17 protein-coding genes are annotated in these 21,374 nt (G+C 45.3%); 10 read left to right on the top strand and 7 right to left on the bottom strand.

Annotation, left to right across the window (positions count from 1 at the left end; all coding sequences use genetic code 11):
- Positions 1 to 27 precede the first annotated feature (27 nt).
- Positions 28 to 1,434, top strand: coding sequence for a M28 family metallopeptidase (locus JM642_RS05285; RefSeq protein WP_203433062.1), 1,407 nt, complete (start codon positions 28 to 30; stop codon positions 1,432 to 1,434).
- Positions 1,435 to 1,535: 101 nt separating this feature from the next.
- Here the strand turns inward: JM642_RS05285 and yaaA are convergent, their stop codons facing one another.
- On the bottom strand, positions 1,536 to 2,309 hold the full coding sequence (gene yaaA, locus JM642_RS05280; RefSeq protein ID WP_055648480.1) for a peroxide stress protein YaaA: 774 nt from the start codon (positions 2,307 to 2,309) through the stop codon (positions 1,536 to 1,538).
- Between the two features lie 108 nt (positions 2,310 to 2,417).
- On the bottom strand, positions 2,418 to 3,884 hold the full coding sequence (locus JM642_RS05275) for an alanine/glycine:cation symporter family protein (protein WP_047536877.1): 1,467 nt from the start codon (positions 3,882 to 3,884) through the stop codon (positions 2,418 to 2,420).
- A gap of 430 nt (positions 3,885 to 4,314) precedes the next feature.
- On the opposite strand from JM642_RS05275, the gene JM642_RS05270 reads away from it, so the two are divergent.
- The 5 genes from JM642_RS05270 to JM642_RS05250 all read left to right on the top strand — a co-directional run bounded on the left by JM642_RS05270 (position 4,315) and on the right by JM642_RS05250 (position 11,298).
- Positions 4,315 to 6,681, top strand: coding sequence for a phosphoketolase family protein (locus JM642_RS05270; protein WP_172589581.1), 2,367 nt, complete (start codon positions 4,315 to 4,317; stop codon positions 6,679 to 6,681).
- Between the two features lie 239 nt (positions 6,682 to 6,920).
- Positions 6,921 to 8,033, top strand: a complete 1,113-nt coding sequence (locus tag JM642_RS05265; RefSeq protein ID WP_172587990.1) for an OmpA family protein — start codon at positions 6,921 to 6,923, stop codon at positions 8,031 to 8,033.
- A 248-nt stretch (positions 8,034 to 8,281) separates the two neighbouring features.
- Positions 8,282 to 9,238: a transaldolase gene (gene tal, locus JM642_RS05260; RefSeq protein WP_047536880.1), complete on the top strand. Its 957-nt coding sequence runs from the start codon at positions 8,282 to 8,284 to the stop codon at positions 9,236 to 9,238.
- Between the two features lie 20 nt (positions 9,239 to 9,258).
- The gene (gene pgi, locus JM642_RS05255; RefSeq protein WP_203433060.1) at positions 9,259 to 10,896 is read left to right on the top strand and encodes a glucose-6-phosphate isomerase; all 1,638 of its coding nucleotides are present in this window, start codon (positions 9,259 to 9,261) and stop codon (positions 10,894 to 10,896) included.
- 216 nt (positions 10,897 to 11,112) lie between these two features.
- Complete coding sequence (locus JM642_RS05250) at positions 11,113 to 11,298, top strand: DUF3545 family protein (protein WP_037421244.1); 186 nt, start codon at positions 11,113 to 11,115, stop codon at positions 11,296 to 11,298.
- Between the two features lie 85 nt (positions 11,299 to 11,383).
- On the opposite strand, the gene JM642_RS05245 is transcribed toward JM642_RS05250, so the two are convergent.
- The 4 genes from JM642_RS05245 to JM642_RS05230 all read right to left on the bottom strand — a co-directional run bounded on the left by JM642_RS05245 (position 11,384) and on the right by JM642_RS05230 (position 15,397).
- Entirely contained in the window at positions 11,384 to 11,920 is a 537-nt protein-coding gene (locus JM642_RS05245) for a hemerythrin domain-containing protein (RefSeq protein ID WP_055648477.1), read from the bottom strand.
- 213 nt (positions 11,921 to 12,133) lie between these two features.
- The gene (locus JM642_RS05240) at positions 12,134 to 12,862 is read right to left on the bottom strand and encodes a hypothetical protein (RefSeq protein ID WP_203433059.1); all 729 of its coding nucleotides are present in this window, start codon (positions 12,860 to 12,862) and stop codon (positions 12,134 to 12,136) included.
- Positions 12,855 to 13,457 carry a sigma-70 family RNA polymerase sigma factor gene (locus JM642_RS05235; RefSeq protein ID WP_203433058.1) on the bottom strand — a complete coding sequence of 201 codons (603 nt, stop codon included), beginning with the start codon at positions 13,455 to 13,457 and terminating at the stop codon, positions 12,855 to 12,857. The genes JM642_RS05240 and JM642_RS05235 overlap by 8 nt, the downstream gene beginning before the upstream one ends.
- Before the next feature lie 44 nt (positions 13,458 to 13,501).
- A complete protein-coding gene (locus JM642_RS05230) occupies positions 13,502 to 15,397 on the bottom strand; it encodes a VWA domain-containing protein (protein WP_203433057.1) in 1,896 nt (631 codons plus the stop codon).
- A gap of 225 nt (positions 15,398 to 15,622) precedes the next feature.
- On the opposite strand from JM642_RS05230, the gene dauA reads away from it, so the two are divergent.
- The 4 genes from dauA to JM642_RS05210 all read left to right on the top strand — a co-directional run bounded on the left by dauA (position 15,623) and on the right by JM642_RS05210 (position 20,644).
- On the top strand, positions 15,623 to 17,383 hold the full coding sequence (gene dauA / locus JM642_RS05225) for a C4-dicarboxylic acid transporter DauA (RefSeq protein WP_203433739.1): 1,761 nt from the start codon (positions 15,623 to 15,625) through the stop codon (positions 17,381 to 17,383).
- 255 nt (positions 17,384 to 17,638) lie between these two features.
- Positions 17,639 to 18,130: a 5-(carboxyamino)imidazole ribonucleotide mutase gene (purE, locus tag JM642_RS05220; protein ID WP_011626975.1), complete on the top strand. Its 492-nt coding sequence runs from the start codon at positions 17,639 to 17,641 to the stop codon at positions 18,128 to 18,130.
- Positions 18,130 to 19,227 carry a 5-(carboxyamino)imidazole ribonucleotide synthase gene (purK, locus tag JM642_RS05215; RefSeq protein WP_203433055.1) on the top strand — a complete coding sequence of 366 codons (1,098 nt, stop codon included), beginning with the start codon at positions 18,130 to 18,132 and terminating at the stop codon, positions 19,225 to 19,227. The genes purE and purK overlap by 1 nt, the downstream gene beginning before the upstream one ends.
- Positions 19,228 to 19,381: 154 nt before the next feature.
- The gene (locus tag JM642_RS05210) at positions 19,382 to 20,644 is read left to right on the top strand and encodes a sensor domain-containing diguanylate cyclase (RefSeq protein ID WP_203433053.1); all 1,263 of its coding nucleotides are present in this window, start codon (positions 19,382 to 19,384) and stop codon (positions 20,642 to 20,644) included.
- Positions 20,645 to 20,695: 51 nt separating this feature from the next.
- Here JM642_RS05210 and JM642_RS05205 read toward each other — a convergent pair whose 3' ends face one another.
- Positions 20,696 to 21,313, bottom strand: coding sequence for a lipoprotein (locus JM642_RS05205; protein WP_037421266.1), 618 nt, complete (start codon positions 21,311 to 21,313; stop codon positions 20,696 to 20,698).
- Between the last annotated feature and the right edge of the window lie 61 nt (positions 21,314 to 21,374).

Below are 21,374 nucleotides of genomic sequence, written 5' to 3'. Positions count from 1 at the left end.
CATGCTTAATAAAAACAAAGGAAACCTATGAAACCCTACCAAACAACGTTGATAACAGGCCTTTTTATTAGTGGTTTGAGCGCTTGCCAAACTCATATCGAAACACCAGTCAAAACAGATATCCCTTCTCAATTACAACAAACCGCTTTAGCCTCTTCGATTGGATATGACATTGTCGAATCTCTTACGGTAGAAGTAGGACCGCGCCTTGCTGGTAGTCCAAAAGACATTATTGCCGTGAACTGGGCAATGAATAAATTAACCAGCCTCGGGTTTGATAAGGTTTACAAAGAGCCAGTACAGGTTCCTATTTGGGAACGTGGAGAAGCCAAAGCCAAGATTATCTCTCCGGTAGAGCAACCTTTGGTGATTACTGCATTGGGTGGCAGCATTGCAACGCCAGTAACGGGCATTAGGGCTAGAATAGCTCGCTTTGATAGCCTAGAAGCATTACAACAAGCCAACCCTGATGATGTAAAAGGTAAAATTGCCTTTATCGATCAAAAAACGGAGCGTCATATAACTGGTGAAGGTTACGGAAAAAGTGTCGGTGGCCGCTCGAAGGGCGCAGTCGCAGCAGCACAAAAGGGAGCCGTAGCAATCGTCATTCGCTCAATAGGCACCGACCATGACCGCATGGCACACACTGGCGTGATGCGTTATCAAGATGGTGTGGCTAAAATCCCTGCTGCGGCGATGTCTAATCCCGATGCAGACTTAGTCGATGCCATGTTAAAACGCGATCCGAATGCGGTGCTCGAGCTGCATATGTCACCGAAGGATTTAGGTACGAATACCTCTTACAACGTTATTGCAGAAGTCACTGGCAGTAGTAAGCCTAACGAAATCGTGCTGATTGGTGCCCATTTAGATTCGTGGGATGAAGGTACAGGTGCAATTGATGATGGCGCTGGCGTTGCGATTGTGACAGCGGCAGCAAAACATATTCAAGATCTTCCACAAAAGCCCGCTCGTACAGTGCGAGTAGTACTATATGCAGCTGAAGAAATTGGCTTAGTGGGGGGTAAGGCTTATGCTGAAGCACACAAAGCCGAGCTACCTCTGCATTATATTGCTGCCGAATCGGACTTTGGCGCAGGCCCCATTTATCAAATCGACACTAAGGTGAGTGACAACGTTTTCGCCCAAGTTCAAGAGAGCATTAAACCAATGACATACAACGGTGTTGCCCTCGGCAATAACCAAGCATCTGGTGGGCCTGATGTCTCTATGCTACCCGCATTAGGCGTACCTGTTGCATCATTAAGACAGGATGGCCACGATTACTTCGATTATCACCACACACCTAACGATACCTTAGATAAAATCGATCCTAAGGCTCTGGCACAAAATGTGGCGGCATATGCTCAATTTGCTTATATCATGGCAAACTCAAATTTAGTGTTAACCCCCATTAGCACTGAATCGAATTAAGCCTCATAAGTAAATCATTCACCCATAAAAAGAAAAATGCCAGTCAGCTTAACTGACTGGCATTAAGCCTAAGCAGCTCTTTTTATTTAAGCCGTAATACGTTATTGCGCTTCACGTAAAAATGTTGGCTCATTCGGTTTACTCAATTCTTCACTGTAGTAATAACCTGCCACATCAAATGCTTTTAATTCATCAATCGAACTCACTTGCTGCTCAATAATATATCTTGCCATCATTCCCCGCGCTTTTTTCGCAAAGAAACTAATGACTTTGTATTGACCATTTTTAAAATCTTTAAAAACAGGAGTGATTAATTGTCCTGCTAATTGCTTTGGCTTTATCGCCTTAAAATATTCATTGGATGCAAGGTTGATAATGATCTCATCCCCCTGCGCAGCGACAGCATTATTGACCGCTTCGGTGAGAGTGTTGCCCCAAAAATCGTAAAGATTCTTACCTTTAGGATTGGCAAGGGCCGTCCCCATTTCTAAGCGATAAGGTAAAATTAAATCCAATGGCCGCAGTAACCCGTATAGCCCAGATAAAATGCGCAACTGCGACTGAGTACGTTCAAGCTGTTCAGGTGTCAGGGTATCAGCATCAAAACCGGTGTAAACATCGCCTCTAAAAGCGAAAATAGCTTGCTTAGCATTATCAATGCTGTAATCGGGTGTCCACTCGCCAAAACGTGCCGCATTTAAGCCCGCAATGTTATCGCTGACCTTCATTAATGTTGCTATGTCACTGGGGGTTAACCGTTGGCAAACTTGAATGAGCTCTTGGCTATAAGCTAAAAAATCGGGCCGAGTATGGGTTTGAGTCAAGGGAGGTTGCTCAAAATCTAGGGTTTTCGCCGGTGAAACCAAAATCAACATTAACACGCTCCAACAAATAAAATACGCCACTATGATACTGAACAAGCATAAAAAAACCACGTACGGATGACGTGGTTTTTCCGATAGCGCTAATCAGTGAACTTGAGCTTAACGACTAACCGCTGATTCAGTACGCGATTTAGCCAACTCATTGGCACTATTGTCCTGCCAAATGCCATCATCAAGTTGTTCCATCAATTCGGGGAACTTACTGCGGTCAAACTCAGGCATTTTGCCACTCTTTAATTGTTCACTGTAATCGTTGATAACCCTTATCGCCAAGCCAGATAACAGCAACAATGCGACGATATTGACGGTAGCCATTAGCCCCATTGACACATCGGCTAAGTTCCACACTAAGCTGATTTTGGCTACGGCACCAAACATCACCATGCCTAATACGCACAAGCGAAATAGCGGTAACGCCTTAGTACTGTTACCCGTTAAGAACATCACATTGGTTTCGGCGTAGGAATAATTAGCAATGATTGAGGTAAAGCAGAATAGAAAAATCGCTATCGCAATAAAGGCACCGCCCCAATCACCAACATGATTCGACATCGCATTAATAGTAAGACGAATACCATCATCACTAGAACCTATGTCACCAGACAACAAGATAATGGCAGCAGTTGCGGTACAAATAACAATAGTATCAACAAAAACTCCCATCATCTGCACAAAGCCCTGAGATGCTGGATGATTAGGATTAGGTGAGGCACTCGCCGCCACGTTTGCTGCGCTGCCCATCCCCGCCTCATTTGAGAACAAACCACGGGCAATACCTGCTTGCATCGCCTGAGCGACTGTATAAGCAACGCCACCTGCAGCTGCCTCTTGCCAACCGAAAGCACTTTTTACAATCAGGCTAATAACTGCGGGTAATTGCTCTAAATTGAACAACACAATAATGAAAGCGATCAGAATATAAGCCAACGCCATAATTGGCACGATAAACTCAGATACTCGCGCAACTTTACGTAAGCCGCCGACGATAACAAAACCACTGGCTAACACTAAGCCGATACCGACATAGGTCGGATCAAAGCCAAACACGCGCTCCATCGCCCCCGTAATGGTATTAGCTTGCACCGCGTTAAACACCAAACCAAAGGCGATGATCAGGAAGAAAGCGAACAACACCCCCATCCATCTCTGACCAAGTCCCTTCTCCATATAATAAGAAGGGCCACCCCGGAATTGGCCGTTGGTATCACGCACCTTATAAACCTGCGCAAGAGTGGACTCTACCATAGCCGTTGCCATACCCAACATGGCAATTAACCACATCCAAAAGACAGCACCAGGTCCGGCGGAGCCAATGGCCACCGCTACCCCCGCCATGTTTCCAGCACCTACACGGGCCGCCATACTAGTACAGAATACTTGGAATGAAGACAAACCACTTTCACAGCCTTGGCGGCTCATGGTCATAACTTTTAGAGAGTGTTTGAAGTGAGTAAGTTGAATAAATACAAGTCGTAAGGTGAAATAGAGCCCCGCACCCACCAGTCCGTAAACGAGCAATTTGCCCCAGAGCAGTGCGTTCAAAAAGTTTACAATCGTTTCTAACATATTATTTTACTTCTTCCCGTAGCAAATGCCCTCCCCCACCTATACTTAGCGAGGTGCAACATTTGTGGTGAATGAATCCTTCCAAATAAAGGTAAGAATATCGGTAGATTTATTCTTTCAAATTATCCTTCCGTGAATTTACAACATCACGGCTACCGAATTCAACGCAGCAAAATAGCACAGTATTCGAAATTACTCATGTGATCAAGCCTAGGTTTTCATTGTTAAATAGCTACAAGCTCACGATCATAAAGCTTAGATAAGTCACTGTTAATATTAAATTAACAATTTAACAAACTTCATTCACATGCGTTAACGACAAACACAAGTTTTAAAATTTGGATGCAGGGCACATTTTTGTAATAAAATTACAAATATAGTAACTCCAAGAAAACATTATTTACTTCCGTCTGCTCTAGTGAGGCTTAATATGACGACAACACATGAGATAAATGCTCTTAAAAAATACGTAAGAGCCACTAACTTCCTAGCCACCTCCCAGATTTACTTAAAGCAAAACGTACTTCATAAGCGCCCACTAGCGCACTCGGACATTAAGCCTCGCTTGCTCGGTCACTGGGGAACCTGTCCAGGTATCAACTTTGTCTACGCGAACGTTAACCGACTCATTGTAAAACACAATCGTCCCTTTATTTACTTAGTTGGTCCAGGACACGGCTTCCCTGCCGTACAAGCTAACTTATTCATTGAAGGCTCTCTAAGCCACTACTATCCAGAAACAATTCCTTATAATGAAACGGGCATTGAGGATATTTGTAAAAAGTTCTCAGCAGCATACGGTTATCCTTCACATGCTAATCCTGAAGCACCAGGACAAATTCTGGAAGGTGGAGAATTAGGTTATTCATTATCCGTTGGCTGGGGCGCAGTGCTTGATAACCCCGATCTTATCGCGACAGTATTAATAGGTGATGGAGAATCAGAAACAGGCCCATTAGCCGCATCTTGGTATGCAAACCGATTGGTATCTCCCGCCACCAACGGCGCAGTGCTACCTATCGTCCATATTAACGGCTATAAAATCTCTGGCCCAACCCGTATGGGACGAATGAGCCATGAAGAATTAGATCTTGAATTCCGCGGTCTTGGCTACCACCCCATTATTGTGGACAGCGAAGCGGAAGAAGATATCTACGTTCAAATGTCAACCGCCATGGATACCGCTTATAGCATGATTAATGATATCCAAGCCCGAGCACGTAAAGGCGAAGATATTGTAAAACCTCGCTGGCCAGTGATTTTAATGCGCACAGCCAAAGGTTGGACAGGCGTAAGCGAATATAATGGTAAGAAGTTAGAAGGCAACTGCGAATCACACCAAGTGATTGTTAACAAATGCGCGACCGATAAAGGCCATCTAGCCGCATTGGATAACTGGTTAGCTAGCTACCAGTTCCAAGAGCTCTATCAAATCAATGCTCAAGGTGAACTGATTTTTGATGCGGATATTAGCTCATTGATCCCACCAAAACACTTAGCTTGTGGTCGCCAACATCTCACTTATGGTGGTGAAGTTGTTAGAGCTTTATCCAATCCAGATCTAGAAAAACTCAGTTACGGTCCAGAAGTACCACGCGGACACCGCGGTTACTCCATGCTGAAAATGGGTGAATGGATGCGTGACGCATTCAAACTGAACCGTGATCAACGCAATTTACGCATTTTCAGCCCTGATGAAACCTATTCAAACCAACTGCAAGCGGTATTTGAAGAAACCGACCGTGCATGGCAATGGCCAATTGAAAGCTGGGATGAAGATATGTCTCGCGATGGCCGTGTACTAGAGCTCCTTTCTGAGAACTTACTATTTGGTATGTTACATGGCTACACAGTGACAGGTCGTCATGGCATGTTCCCAACCTACGAGTCATTCTCGCAAGTAGTTTCATCCATGGCCGACCAATATTGTAAGTATGTTTATGCCAGTCAAGGGGTGCATTTCCGTAAACCTTTACCAGCATGCAACGTAGTACTTTCTTCATTATTAGAGCGTCAGGATCACAACGGTTACTCGCATCAAAACCCATCGTTCCTAGGTGCGATGTTAGAAAAACATCCAAAGATTATCTCTGCTTATTTACCAGCTGATGCAAACAGCACCTTAGTGTATACCGAACGTGCTTTTGCGGATCGTGACAAACTGAACATCCTAGTCGCAGGTAAAAAAGAGTTGCCACAATGGCTAAGCTTAGATGAAGCACGTAAACAAGCCAAAGATGGCGTCATGGTGTGGGATTTTGCTTCAGATGAAAATCCCGATATCGTCCTTGCTGGCTGTGGTGATTATGTCACTCAAGAATGTATGGCCTCTTTAGTGATCATTCGGGAAATGCTGCCTCGAGTCAGAATCCGTTTTGTGAGCGTCACCGAATTAAGCAGTGATGGTTTAGGTAGCCGTAAATTTAAAGAAAAACCATGGATGATGGATGAAATATTTACTCAAGATAAAGGAGTAGTATTTAACTATCACGGTTATCCAAATACAATCAAAAAGTTAATTTTTGATTACAAAGGAAGCCGCCGTTTTAGAATTAAAGGTTATGAAGAAGAAGGCTCAACAACTACACCATTTGATATGGGTGTGCGTAATGGAACCTCTCGCTACCACCTTGTTATTGATATGGCTTATAAACTATTCCAACAAGGCGTCATTGATGAGACTAAACACGTTTCAATCACAACAGATATGTTGCAAAGACTTGTTGATCACCGTAACTATATTAAAGCACATGGTGTTGACCCAACTGAGATCGAAAATTGGGTTTGGACTCGCTAGCAGTTAATTAAATTAACAAAATAAATACAATTTAAAGGCATCCAAAAGGATGCCTTTTTAACATCTCAAGTTGATTACAGGATGGGGCCCCATAAAAAAACTTCAGACTAAGCACTGGAAAATTTTAACAAATGCAGTGATAATTAACCGCTGGCTACAATACCAAAGGATCCCCACACTAAGTGCTAGCAATGTTTTGCTTAAAACCCGCAAAGCATATTGGTGGAGAATCATAAACAATGGACTTAGAAAAAATGATGAAGAATACATTAAAAGTAGTTTTACTTACATCAATGCTTCCACTTGCTGCCAGTGCATCTCAAGAGTTAACTCCTTGGTATGTTGGTGCAGGTTTAGGCGTTAATAACTATGAACACATTGCAACTGATAACGGCGATGATAACCCATACGCATGGGACATCTTCGCAGGCTATATGTTTAATGACTACTTTGGTGCAGAAATCGGCTATCGTGATCTAGGTAGTGCAGATTGGACTAATGGTGGCATTAGCAATGATGCAGATGTTAAAGGTGCAACTCTGGGCTTAGTCGGTGTATGGCCACTAGGTAACCGTTGGAGCCTGTCTGCAGAAGCGGGTGCAATGTACTACACCTTAGAAAACAGCCAACATACTGGCACAACTTCAAGCTCATACAGCTCTAACGATTTTGCGCCTTACTTTGGCGCAGGTGTTGGTTATAACTTCACCGATAATCTGAAGTTACAAGCTAAATACCGCCGTTATGAAAACTTAGACGACACAGACTTCAACACAATCGAAGCTGACAGCAACTATTGGGGCTTAGAATTAAGCTACCGTTTTGGTACTCCAGCAGCAGTGGCTCCTGTAGCTGCCGCCGTTGTTGCAGCAGCACCAGTTGACTCAGACAACGATGGTGTATACGACGATAAAGATCAGTGCCCAGCAACGCCTGCAACTCACAAAGTTGACTCTGTTGGCTGTACTATCTATGAAAACGTTAAAAAGCAAGAAGATGTAGGTTCTATCCAGTTTGCTAACGATTCTGCAGTAGTGAAGAAAGAGTACTACAAAGACATCGAAAGACTGGCTAACTACCTGAACAAGAACCCAGAATTCACTGTTGAAATCGCGGGTCACGCTTCTAACGTAGGTAAACCAGAATACAACATGGTTCTGTCTGACAAGCGTGCTGACGCTGTTGCTAAGATCCTTGTTGAAAAATATGGCATCAGCCAAAGCCGCGTAACTTCTAACGGTTACGGTATCACTAAGCCATTAGTGGCTGGTGACTCGAAAGAAGCTCATGCAGCTAACCGCCGCATCGAAGCCATCGTGACAACTACTGAAAAACAACCTGTTCTGAAGTAATTGCACTGTTAAGAATAAAAAAGTCGCTGCTTGCAGCGACTTTTTGTTTTTAAGGCATCTACACTACCTAACCTGATGGCGCTAAGACTGATTAAGTGGCATTCGCCACTATGTTTAGCAAGAAACGATGTAGTTTTACCATTTTTGTAATTTTTTTACATTGATGGTTGGAAAAGTTGGCAAAATCGCTTCTAATAGTCATCAGTTCATTTCTGAGTTTTGACCGCTATCTGAGAAGGATGTTTTTCATGGCAAATACATTAGAGCAACTCAAGTCATACACTACTATTGTGGCCGATACTGGCGATATTGAAGCAATTAAGCGCTATCAACCAGAAGACGCAACCACTAACCCATCACTCATTCTAAAAGCCGCTCAAATCCCTGAGTATAGCGCTCTAATCGACAATGCTATTGCATGGGCTAAATTACAAAGTGCTGATATTGAGCAACAGATTGATGATGCCAGCGATAAACTTGCAGTGAACATTGGCGTGGAAATTCTGAAACTGGTTCCAGGCCGAATTTCAACCGAAGTGGATGCCCGCTTATCCTTCGATAAAGAAAAATCCATTGCAAAAGCGCATAAGCTTGTTCGTCTATATCAAGAAGCAGGAATAGATAAATCTCGCATTTTGATCAAATTAGCCTCAACTTGGGAAGGCATTTGTGCCGCCAAAGAGTTAGAGCAACAAGGCATCAACTGTAACTTAACCCTATTATTTAGCTTCGCTCAAGCACGTGCCTGTGCTGAAGCTGGCGTGTACTTAATTTCTCCATTCGTTGGCCGCATCCTCGACTGGTACAAAAAAGACACAGGTAAAGACTATGACGCAGTAAATGATCCTGGTGTCGTTTCTGTAACTGAAATTTACAACTACTACAAGCAGCATGGCTATAACACGGTAGTCATGGGGGCAAGTTTCCGTAATATCGGTGAAATCATCGAATTAGCGGGTTGTGACCGCCTGACTATTGGTCCTTCATTACTCGAAGAGCTAGCAAACTCTCAAGTCGCTATTCAACCTAAACTCATTCCTGCCAGCACTACAGTTGCTGCGGGCGAGCCTTTAACCGAAGCGCAATTCCGCTGGGACTTCAACCAAGATCCTATGGCCGTTGACAAGCTAGCAGAAGGCATCCGTAACTTCGCCATCGACCAAGGCAAACTCGAAGTCATGCTCAAGGCTAAACTGGCAAACTAAGTATCTTCGGAGACGATTCGATGACTATCTTGACCCAAAGCACAACCTGGAAGGCGTTAGCAGCCCATAGCCAGCAGATCCCGCATATGCGGGAACTCTTTGCAGGCGATCCTGCACGCTTTAGCAATATGTCGCTTTCTACCTGTGGCTTATTTTTAGATTATTCAAAAAATAGAGCAACACCTGAGACTCTCAACTTGCTGCTGACACTGGCGCAAGAAGCCAAGCTTGACGCTAAAATCAAGGCGATGTTTGCCGGTGATATTATTAACACTACCGAAAAACGTGCCGTTTTGCATACCGCACTGCGCAGCACCGCGGACCAATCCATCATTGCCGAAGGTCAAGATATCGTTCCTGAAATACAGCAAACGCTGAACAAGATGCAGCAGTTTGTCACTTCAGTCACCTCAGGACAGTGGAAAGGCTACACAGGCAAAGCCATTACCGATATTGTCAGTATCGGTATCGGTGGTTCATTCCTTGGCCCTAAAATTGTTTCCCAAGCCTTACGTCCATACTGGATAACAGGTCTCAATTGCCATTTTGTTGCCAACGTAGATGGCACCTCGATCAGTGAAAAACTCAAGCTGCTCGATCCTGAAACCACGCTTTTTATCATGTCGTCTAAGTCTTTTGGTACACAAGAGACGCTGACCAACACCTTAACGGCCAAAGCGTGGTTCTTAGCTAAAGGTGGTTCACAGTCAGATGTCGCGAAACACTTTGTTGCCGTGACCTCTAACGTGGCAAAAGCAACTGAGTTTGGTATTGATGCCGCTAATATCTTCCCAATGTGGGACTGGGTTGGAGGTCGCTATTCTCTGTGGTCTGCCATTGGTTTACCCATTGCTTTACTCATCGGCATGGATAACTTCCGCTCCCTATTAAAGGGCGCGCACCAAATGGATACCCATTTTGCCACTGCGCCTTTAGCGGAAAATATGCCCGTCATCATGGGACTATTCTCACTGTGGTATGGCAATTTCTTTAATGCTCAAAGCCATGTGGTATTGACCTACGATCATTATCTGCGTGGACTTCCTGCCTACTTCCAACAACTGGATATGGAAAGTAACGGTAAATCAGTCACGCTCAATGGTACTCATGTGGATTACAGCACGGGTCCTGTGATTTGGGGCGGCGAAGGCACAAACGGTCAACACGCTTACCATCAGTTGCTGCATCAAGGTACTGCATTAATTCCTGCTGATTTCATTATGCCGCTGCAAAGCCATAACCCTATCGGTGAACACCATGATCAGTTAGCCTCTAACTGCTTTGGACAAACTCAAGCACTCATGCAAGGCCGTACCTTAGATGAAGCGCTGGCTGAATTGAGCAAGAGCAACTTGAGTGATGAAGAAAAGTTACTTATCGCCAAACACAAAGTCATGCCGGGCAATAAGCCAAGCAACACTCTGTTAATGGATAAGCTGACTCCAGAAACCTTAGGCGCACTGATTGCGCTCTATGAGCACAGAACCTTTGTCCAAGGCGCCATTTGGGACATCAACTCCTTCGACCAATGGGGTGTTGAGCTTGGCAAAACCTTAGGTAACGACGTCCTCGCCCGTATAGGTGCAGATCAAGAAGCGACTGCGTTAGATGCTTCAAGCAATGGCTTAATCAATCTTTATCGACGGAGCAAAATCTGATCGAACAAAAAGCCAGCAATTGCTGGCTTTTTTATTGTATCTCATTAATAAAATAAACATTTCAAGAAGCAACCACCACTAAAGTGATAGTTAAGATCAATGACATATCATCCAAATTTCATTTCAAGTTAACACAAATGAAACATAATTCTTGCACCCTGTTTTGAAAATATGTTATTTAATCGCTGACAAAACATACAACAACAGGAGGTTACCATGGATCGTTTAGATTATGGTTGTGCGCTAGATGAAGTTGTAGAAAGACCCGACCGCTCGCGTGGTGCTAATAAAAAGCGTAAGTGGCGCGAAATCGAGGCGTTAAAGGACAAACATCGTTTACTCAAGGAACTGCAAGAGATTGATAACAACTTTGATTACGATATAGACACCATCCAGTTGTAACCTGCTGTTTTTTTATTGACAGGATATAGAGAAAAAGCGCTTATGGCGCTTTTTCTGTTTTTACCCTTCAGATGACTTACAACCCCTAATCGGACGCTTTTAAATAGGAACGTAAGTCATCAAAGGCTTGCTGCTCTCGGTCAAGGAATAGCGGATCATCAATTAACGATGCTTGGCATTGTTGTTCAATCTCCTTCCAATCTTGCTCGGTTAAAGACTTCGCAAGTAAGGGGAAAATCTCCCGCTCTTCCATCTGCATATGTTTTTCTTGTAAGTCAACATATTCGGCAAAATCGGCAATCAGTTTATCCCTTGCGACAACAATGTCACTTAATATCAGGTTTAAAGTATTCATTAATGCCGATGAAGCCGCAGTCACAACTTGGTGCTCGGCACTTAGCTTGTCGATGTCATCATTCGCCTTATGTGCCAAATAATAAGCATAAATAATATCTTCAACGGGGTGATGGCTACGCTCAGCATATCCTTGCATATACTCAACGATGTCTCTCACAACAATAAAATTAATCGCCTCGCCTTCAACTAATTTCATCTGTTTATTTTTCAAGACATTCAATAGCACTGCTATATGTTTATGATCATGCATGAGTCTTTTGAGCATATCGCCTCCTGAACTTAGGACTGACTATTGATACTAGTCAAGTCGTTTATCAATATCCAATATAACAGGCGAGTTCCTGTGCACTTTATGACCATGATCAAGTAATTAACATTACGACCTGTAAAAAGTGTCCTAGATTAATACGACAACGTTAAGAATAAGATATTAATATCAGTGAGTGGCCTTAATGAGACCAGCCCACTGATTTACGCTTTATTTGCTCACAGAATGAAGCTGATGCTGTAGAGCTTTAAATTTCTCAATTGCCTTTGTGTCATCGGTAGATTCAGCATTGGTTTTAGACAACTCGGGATACTGCTTCACTAAACTTTGCTCAAGAGCTAAGGCTTCCTGTATTTGCTTCGAGTCTATTAACGCCTGCAAACGTGTTAACGACGCCATCAACACATCTTTATCACGCAGCGCAGCTGCGGCTACATCACTTTGAGGCAATGCGCGCGCCCTTTGCGATAATGCTTGAGACTCTGCTTGCTGATTTTCCGGGGCTGACATCTTAGCTTCGGCCCTCATCGCTTCCCTTTGCCTACTTTGTGTTGCGGCATCTTCCATTCTCGCTTGACGCGCCATTTCGGCTTGCTGAGCAGCGTTATCTAACGGTGCTTGTGCGGGCATAGGCGCACTCATAGTCAACGCTGCTGGCGCGACTAACTCTTCCTCAAAATTGCCTCGGTTGAGGATCACTAAACCGGCAACGAGCGCTAAGGAAGCGGCGCTCGATAACGCCCATGGGAAACGGCGCCACACAGGCGTAGCAGCAGGCTTTAGCTGGCTCACATTCATTTCAGCCAAATGAGCTTGTGATAGGCGCAAAATATCTTGGTCGAGCCGCTCTGGTGGCATTTCCAGTGCTTGCTTGTGATACCAAGCCGAGACTTCCTGACGTAGTGCCTCTTCTTCCGATGACAGAGTGGAATTACTCATGACCAACCTCCTGCCATTTAGCATTGACACAATCTTTTAAGCTTTGATACGCGTAGCGAATGCGGCTCTTGGTCGCCTCGAGTGTCACCCCTGCGATATCGCTGATCACCGCTGCGGTAAAGCCCATTTCGATATTGAGAATAAAAGCCTCTTTCTGCACTTGGGGTAACAGGGCAATACAGGTCTTCAGTAACAGGCTCTTTTGCGTTTCCTGCCAATGTACATCGGGTTGTTCCTGCTCCGCTCCCACAAAGGTATCTAGCCCTTCCTCATTATCATGGCTAACTAAGTCGACGGGTTTGACAGCTCTGACGTGGTCAATCAACAGATTATGGGCAATCCGATAGAGCCAAGTATTAAACTTAGCACTCGGCTCATAATTGGCGGCAGCACGGATCACTCGTCCCCAGGTTTCTTGATATAAATCTTCGGCTAACTGTTTGTCACCGAGTTGGCGCACAAAGTAACGGTACAATGCGCCTTTGTGTTTAAGATAAAGCAGCTCAAACGCTTTGCCATCGCCTTTGGCATAGCGTTGCATTAACTGTTCATCGGTATGCTCATGGGCATGCATTTGCGGTATCGCCAGGGCCATGGCAGCTCCCTAATGGTTAACTAACTGAAACATAATAATTTGGCTCATTGTTGATGCGGTTTATCCTCGGGCGGGAAAGGTTTATCTCCGACATCAAAGGATTTTTTGATTGGCACTCGCTGTGTTTGTGCAAGCATTGCAGCGGTATCCACAAGCTGCATAAATTCATGTCGGTAGCCGCTGGTATCTTCCCCCAGCGCAGAACGAGTGAGCGCACTAAGCTTATTATAATCAAATTGATGCAAATAGTGGCTTTGATTCAGTAACTGTCCTAATCCTGCCACCGCAGCGGCAAAGCGAAAATCATCACTCGCCTGCGCTAAGGATTTCACTTTTTGATCGGCACGGATTGGATAACTCAGTAACTGGCTTTGAGTGGCATCCGGTAGCTGATAACGTAATTTCAGATAGGCGATTTCATCGCGGCTATATTTTTCATTGCCCATTTTGGGATTATACCCATAGCGAAGTTGATCATTAGCCAAATTACCCGCATCAACATAACGCAGCTCGTAAAGTGCCGTGACGGTATGCCCAGCGCCTATTTCGCCCGCATCCACCTTGTCGTTATTAAAATCTTCACGCGCTAAGGCGCGGTTCTCATAACCGATAAGACGGTATTCGGCCACAAGAGCAGGATTAAACTCGACCTGCACTTTCACCTCTTTGGCTATGGTGAGCAAGGTTGCACTTAATTGTTCCACCAGCACTTTTCTCGCCTCATTGAGTGAATCGATATAGGCATATTGTCCATTGCCTTTATCGGCTAATTGCTCCATCAAATGGTCATTGTAATCACCCATGCCAAAACCGAGCGTAGTTAACCCAATCCCTTGTTGTTTCTGTGCGCTAACCAAATCGATTAGCTCATCGAGATTGCTCGTGCCGACATTAAAGTCACCGTCGGTCGCAAGTATCACTCGATTAATGCCGCCTTTAACAAAGTGTTTCTGCGCTAACTGATAAGCAAGCTGAATACCTTGCGCCCCATTGGTTGAACCACCCGCACTAAGCTGCTCTAACGCATAATGAAGAGTTTGACTGTCGTTACCCGCCGCGCCATCTAACACCACTCCAGCAGCGCCGGCGTAGACGACAATCGATACCTTATCCTGAGCATCCAGTTGCTGGGTCAGCATTTTCAAGGCAGTTTGCAACAAAGGTAACTTATCGGGCGATGCCATCGACCCTGACACATCCAGCAGAAACACTAAGTTACTGGCGCCCAGTTCAGCTTTACTCTGCTCATACCCCTTCAAACCAATGCGAAGTAACATCATGTCATCGTTATAGGGTGATGGAGCAAGCTCAGTCGTAACACTGAAGGGTGCCTCATTTTTCCCCGGCAGTGGATAGTCATAGGAAAAATAATTCAGCATTTCTTCAACCCGCAGCGTGTCCTTTTGAGGCAATCGCCCTTCCTTTAGCATTCGCCTTAACGTCGTGTAACTGCCGGTATCGACATCGATAGCAAAAGTCGATACAGGGATCTCCCCTGCGACCATGATGCCGTTTTGCACTTGCTTCTCGAATCGATTGCGCTCAGGTTGCACAGCCCCTGGCCAATCGCCGTTTAACGCGGGCGCCGCACTGATACTGGCCGCAGGTTGAGCAATATACGATCGCCCCTCAGCATTCATTGTTTGCAGCCTAGCTAACGAGACTTGCTCCTGTATGGCGATTGCAGCATCCAATTGCCGATTGGCCTGACGCTTGGCACTTTCCTTAAGCTCTGCGCTTTGCTTAAGTTCTGCACTTTGCTTTAGCGCTGCTTGTTGCTCCGCGGCAATTTTTGCTTGAACGGCTAATTCAGTAGGGTTTTGCTGCTTCGCAGATTTATCACTGCAAGCACTCAAACCTAGCAGTACAGCGACTGTTAATCCCGAAACAACAAAGCTTAAATGCGTTTTATAGCGAAAGACTGAAGATGGATATCTCATGATAGTGACCTAGTGATTGTGACCCCAATGGTTGATATCCCTATAAACGCAGCCTAAGCACAAAAGGGTTATTTGATAAGAGAAATCGCCACACTCACTTTGCCAAGCATACTATTTATTAAAAACAAAGACATTTAAGCGTCTTTTGCAACCATGATCACACAAGAACATTCTTCTGGACTCTAGAATAGAGCCTTGTAATAAGCCGCGTTTATGGACCCACTCGTGTCACACTCTGCTCATTTGTTTTCATTAAGAATTGCCCACGCCCTTAGCGAAGCGTGCGTAAAAGATAAATATTCGTTTAAACGTTTTGGACAAGATCTCATGGCGGGTCTGACCGTCGGGATCATTGCGATACCACTGGCAATGGCACTGGCGATAGCCAGCGGTGTCGCCCCACAATATGGCTTATACACCGCAATTGTCGGTGGTTTTATTATCGCCATGACAGGTGGCTCCCGTTATAGCGTCTCGGGGCCAACGGCCGCCTTCGTCGTCTTACTCTATCCCATCGCCCAACAATTTGGGTTGGCGGGACTGCTGATCGCTACCGTCATGTCTGGCATGATGCTGGTTGCCATGGCGATGTTAAGACTGGGTAGATTAATCCTATACATTCCTGAATCGGTCACCTTAGGCTTTACCGCAGGGATTGGGGTAGTGATAGCAACCTTGCAGCTAAAAGACTTCTTCGGTCTGCATATAGAGCACATGCCAGAGCAATATTTTGCCAAACTCATGGCACTAGGTCAGGCATTGCCTGCACTTAACCTACCAAGCTTATTAGTGGCTGCTGCTACCTTAGCCACTATGCTACTCTGGCCTAGATTAAAAATCCCAGTACCAGCCCACCTTCCGGCCATCGTTTTGGGCAGTATTCTCGCTTTAGTGTTAAATGCTATGGGCGCTGATATTGAGACCATAGGAACACGTTTCCATTACCAATTAAGCGACGGCAGTGTCGGCACAGGTATCCCTGCGGTTCTCCCCCACTTTGAATGGCCTTGGTTACAAACTGGCGCCAATGGTCAAACCTTTGAATTTAATCTGGCCACTTTTCAAGCCTTACTCCCTGCCGCCTTCGCGATTGCCATGTTAGGTGCCATAGAATCGCTGCTATGTGCCGTTGTGCTTGATGGTATGACAGGCAAGCGCCATAGCGCGAACAGCGAGCTTCTCGGCCAAGGGATAGGCAATATTATCGCCCCCTTCTTTGGCGGGATCCCAGCAACCGCGGCGATTGCCCGCAGTGCGGCAAACGTTAAGGCGGGTGCTCAGAGTCCGATCGCATCGATGATCCATGCCATAGTGGTCTTGGTTGGTTTAGTCGCGCTCGCAGGAGTACTTGCCTACTTACCTATGTCGGCCATGGCCGCATTATTACTGGTTGTAGCTTGGAATATGAGTGAAGCCCCAAAAGCAGTGCACTTACTGAAAACTGCGCCCACCAGCGATATATTGGTGTTTTTAAGCTGTTTTTCACTCACGGTGATATTCGATATGGTGATCGCCATCAGCGTGGGGATTATTTTAGCCGCGCTACTATTTATGAAAGAAATCGCGGAGATGACCAAGCTGTATGATATCAGTAGCAACAAGCGTTATATCGATCAGCCTCTGCCCGCCGACTGGGCCGTGCTCAAAATTAATGGCCCGCTATTTTTTGCCGCTGCCGATCGTATTTTTGCCGAAATCGCCAGCCTCACTCAAGATAAACAAGTGATTGTACTTTACTTAGATGGGGTATCGATTCTGGATGCAGGCGGTCTTGCAGCACTCAATAAACTGATTGAAAAATGTAAGCATAACCATACTAAGTTGATTATTGCCGATTTGCAGTTTCAGCCCATTCGCACCCTTGCAAGGGCTAAAGTGCAACCGATTGAAGGGATACTGAAGTTTTATCCTACCCTGCGGGAAGCCTTAGCCGAAGCGCCATCATTTGAGCATATCGTCGAATCTAATCCAGCAGCAACCCACTAATTGCAAATTGATATTTTATCCCCAACGCACAGTATCTGCGTTGGGGTATAGGGTTTATTTAGGCCAATTCAACGAACACTTTATCCATCCTAAAGGCACTATTTTTACGCGCAAAAAACGCCAGAAATCGGGCTTTACATGGTATTATTCTGCGCCATGATGCTCCCAGCTCTTACAGGAGCCGCGAACATCGACTGTACCCAGACCTGAAACAAGGTCGAAATATAATTAAAATTAGTGAGTTAAGGAGTTATCATGCAAGCCCTTGTTGCTGTTGTTATGGGTTCTAAGAGTGATTGGCCCACAATGGAAGCCGCCGCTGAGATCATGGATAAACTGCAAGTGCCTTACCATGTTGAAGTTGTATCAGCCCATAGAACGCCAGATAAGCTGATGGAGTTTGCAGCCGGAGCCGCTGACCGTGGTTTTAAAATTATTATCGGTGGCGCGGGCGGTGCAGCTCATTTACCCGGTATGATTGCCTCAAAAACTCGCTTACCTGTATTAGGTGTACCAGTACAAAGCAAAGCGCTATCGGGCATGGATAGCTTACTGTCTATCGTGCAGATGCCAAAGGGTATCGCCGTAGGCACACTCGCCATCGGTACCGCTGGAGCCTTTAACGCTGGTCTACTGGCCTGCCAAATTCTCGCCAATAACGATGCAGAACTTGCCGCACGTTTAGAAGCCTTTAGGGAAGAACAAACCCGCGCAGTACTGGACAATCCCGATCCGAGGGAAGCCTAATGACCCAAGCAAATGCAAAATCAAAGGTTTGGGTATTAGGGAATGGTCAACTCGGCGCTATGCTGACCCACGCAGGCGAGCCACTGGCTATTGATGTTCGCGCCGTCGATATCATGACGCCAACCGATGAAATCCTGCCGCTAGCGCCTCAGGATATTATCACCGCCGAACGCGAGCAGTGGCCAGAATCCGCCTTAAGCTTACAACTCAGTAGCCATCCGCATTTTGTTAACGGCCCAGTATTTAGCCGTTTGGCCGACCGTTACTGCCAAAAAAGCTTACTCGATCAGCTCCAAGTCCCAACGGCACCTTGGACACTTGTCGATGATAAGACCAACGTCGAAAACTTGTATCAAGCCTTTGGCCCACGCGTGTTGATGAAACGTCGCACGGGCGGTTACGACGGTAAGGGCCAACATTGGCTCAAACAAGCTGAAGCGGGTGACATCCCCCAAGATTGGCGCAACTTAGCCATTGCCGAACAAGCAATCAACTTCGATGAAGAAGTCTCCTTAGTCGGCGTGCGTACCCGTGAAGGTCAATGCGTGTTTTATCCATTAACACTCAACCTGCACCAAGATGGCATTTTGATGGCCTCAATTTCGCCACTGACTCGTCTGAATCACCTGCAAGCGCAAGCGGAAGGCATGCTGAGCGCTATTATGCATGAGCTGGAATATGTCGGCGTAATGGCGATGGAATGTTTCCGAGTTGGCGATAAGCTGCTGGTTAACGAGTTAGCGCCGCGGGTACACAACTCAGGCCATTGGACCCAAGCGGGTACCCATATGGATCAATTCCAACTGCATTTAAGAGCCCTGTGCGGTATTGCTATTCCGCTGCCACAGGTTAACTTTCAATGCGTGATGGTCAATCTGATCGGTATTGATAACGATCCTCGCTGGTTAAGCTTGCCTAATGCTGAGCTCTATTGGTACAACAAAGAGGTTCGCCCAGGCCGTAAAGTCGGGCACTTAAATCTTTCGGTGCCTAATACGGGCGTGTTAACAGATAGTATTGGCGCGTTGCAAACTTGGATGCCAAGCCAATACCAAGCGCCCCTTGCGTGGATTTTAGCCGAGTTTGCTAAAGCCTAACCGAGCAGCGCAACTCACTGATAAGGGAATATATTTATTCCTTTATCAGTGAATTTATCAACTTCGTTATATACTTATTCTTACTCAGCGTGAATGAGTTAGTGATGTGGCGATTCAATCAGACTAACCGGAGCACGAATAAAGGAACTGCCGAGTGAAATTAAGGGATAATTTTAAACGTAAAACTATTGACCGCTTAGACTATCGCTATCACCTCTTATTGTTGATTGTACCGATAGCGCTTTTCGTTTTATTGTTCGTTTTTAATGCTCCGACAGAAGGCTGGACTATTCTCCCTCTGCTGTTTGTGTGCCTTATCTATGTCATTGCCTACAGCTTAATCTACTATCTCCACCAAGGGCGTTTAACTCGCCTATGGCAACATCTAGAGCAAGTCGTGAACATTAACGATGCCATTTACGAACTTGCCCACCTGTCGAGTCAGTATAAAAATGAACATGCATTTCTCGATGCCCTGTTGAATAAAGCCGTCTGTATTATTAACGGTGCAGAAATGGGCAGCATTATCAAAGTCAATGAAGATAACCATAGACTGCATTTCGAGTCAGTAGTTGGACTCGATCTTAACAAGCTAAAACAATTAAATTTTTCCCTTGAACAATCCTTCGAGTATCGACTCACCAAGGGTAAATGTGACCGTGTAGTCGTTGTGGATGATATGAAAAATATCAATGCCGCAAGCACGCTAACAGATGAACAGCAACAGGTGCTGCTTACAGCAGCCAAGCAACCGATACGCTCCACTCTCTCCAGCCCAATACGGATTGATGGCAAACTTTACGGTATGCTGAATCTCGACAGCAGTAGTGTTGGCGCCTTTAACGACTACGACCGTAATTTGGTCTCTATTCTTACCCACGAGGCCAGCAACGCCATTGCCCTGTATCAAAAGTCATTACAAATCACTAAACTCGCCAACTTCGACAACTTAACCGGACTCTATAACCGTAAAAACTTCGAAGATGCCCTGCAACATTGGCAACCTAAGGCTCAATTAGGCAGCTTTTTAGTGATCATTGATATGGATAATCTCAAAATTATCAATGATCAACAGGGACATCAGGTCGGCGATGTGGCAATAAAAGAAGTCGCTAAAACAATCCTAGGTTTCTGGAAACACAAAGGCATTATCTCTCGGTTTGGTGGCGATGAGTTTGTCGCCCTATGCCATGGCCCGCTTGAATTACTCGAAAACGATCTGGATGCCATGCGCCTTAAGTTACATCATGAGTCGCCGCTAAATCTCAATTTTAGCGTGGGCATCGCCCCTTACAATAATGATTGGGCTAAGTCTTTTAAACAGGCTGATAATGCAATGTATGAGCAAAAGCGCGGTAAAAAACAGGCCATTAATGCACTCGAAGCCATAGCGGCTAATAATCAGCCGCCGCAATAAACATTCGGCAACAGCTTATAGTCAATAAGCTCCTCGTACATGGGCGCAAGGTTAATCAAAAAATAGTCGCCATAACCAAGAAGAATCTAAATCCTCCTTGCAGGTTTTATACTGAGCCGCATAACGTTTGGCTCTATCATCCACCTTAGCTGCAACCTTGACTAACCAAGCCTTAGACTTATAAGAGCCTCGACGATAACCTCCCCAACCTTCGTGGTAATTGAGGTACTGCGCCTTCGCATCCCATTTAGAAATTCCATTGATTTTATTGGTCTTGTAAATAAACCAGCCCATAAAATCCATGGCATCATCAAAATTACTGCGCGAAGACCAACTATTGCCAGTCTCGCGAACATAGTCATCCCACGTCATGGATTTGGCCTGCGCATAACCATAGGCATCACTGGCTCGGCCAATGGGAATAAAGCCTAAAAAGTACTGCATAGGCGGCGCCGCATTATGTTTAAACGAGCTTTCTTGATACATCATTGCCAGAGGCACATGCACGGGTACGCCCCATTTATCGCGGGTATCCTTAGCGGCCTCGTACCATGAACGATGTTCTTGAAAAATATCGCAAAGGTTGTCAGGAGATTTTGGCGGAGAAGTGGCGCAACCAGACAGAAAACCTATGGATGCACATAACAGAGTTGTCGAAAGCCATTTCATTAAGCGCTTGTTCTCCAAAGAAGTAAAACTTGCCCATCATCGCACAGTGATAGAATGAGGC

It is taken from the genome of Shewanella sp. LZH-2, from assembly GCF_016859145.1.
GTDB lineage: Bacteria > Pseudomonadota > Gammaproteobacteria > Enterobacterales > Shewanellaceae > Shewanella > Shewanella xiamenensis.
Note: the sequence above shows the minus strand (reverse complement) of the source record. Positions and strands in the feature narration are given on the sequence as shown.

Bases quoted from the DNA above. Each gene is read 5' to 3' on its own strand.
- JM642_RS05285 (WP_203433062.1), top strand. From the start codon at position 28: ATGAAACCCTACCAAACAACGTTGATAACAGGCCTTTTTATTAGTGGT.
- yaaA (WP_055648480.1), bottom strand. From the start codon at position 2,309: ATGTTGATTTTGGTTTCACCGGCGAAAACCCTAGATTTTGAGCAACCT.
- JM642_RS05275 (WP_047536877.1), bottom strand. From the start codon at position 3,884: ATGTTAGAAACGATTGTAAACTTTTTGAACGCACTGCTCTGGGGCAAA.
- JM642_RS05270 (WP_172589581.1), top strand. From the start codon at position 4,315: ATGACGACAACACATGAGATAAATGCTCTTAAAAAATACGTAAGAGCC.
- JM642_RS05265 (WP_172587990.1), top strand. From the start codon at position 6,921: ATGGACTTAGAAAAAATGATGAAGAATACATTAAAAGTAGTTTTACTT.
- tal (WP_047536880.1), top strand. From the start codon at position 8,282: ATGGCAAATACATTAGAGCAACTCAAGTCATACACTACTATTGTGGCC.
- pgi (WP_203433060.1), top strand. From the start codon at position 9,259: ATGACTATCTTGACCCAAAGCACAACCTGGAAGGCGTTAGCAGCCCAT.
- JM642_RS05250 (WP_037421244.1), top strand. From the start codon at position 11,113: ATGGATCGTTTAGATTATGGTTGTGCGCTAGATGAAGTTGTAGAAAGA.
- JM642_RS05245 (WP_055648477.1), bottom strand. From the start codon at position 11,920: ATGCTCAAAAGACTCATGCATGATCATAAACATATAGCAGTGCTATTG.
- JM642_RS05240 (WP_203433059.1), bottom strand. From the start codon at position 12,862: ATGAGTAATTCCACTCTGTCATCGGAAGAAGAGGCACTACGTCAGGAA.
- JM642_RS05235 (WP_203433058.1), bottom strand. From the start codon at position 13,457: ATGGCCCTGGCGATACCGCAAATGCATGCCCATGAGCATACCGATGAA.
- JM642_RS05230 (WP_203433057.1), bottom strand. From the start codon at position 15,397: ATGAGATATCCATCTTCAGTCTTTCGCTATAAAACGCATTTAAGCTTT.
- purE (WP_011626975.1), top strand. From the start codon at position 17,639: ATGCAAGCCCTTGTTGCTGTTGTTATGGGTTCTAAGAGTGATTGGCCC.
- purK (WP_203433055.1), top strand. From the start codon at position 18,130: ATGACCCAAGCAAATGCAAAATCAAAGGTTTGGGTATTAGGGAATGGT.
- JM642_RS05205 (WP_037421266.1), bottom strand. From the start codon at position 21,313: ATGAAATGGCTTTCGACAACTCTGTTATGTGCATCCATAGGTTTTCTG.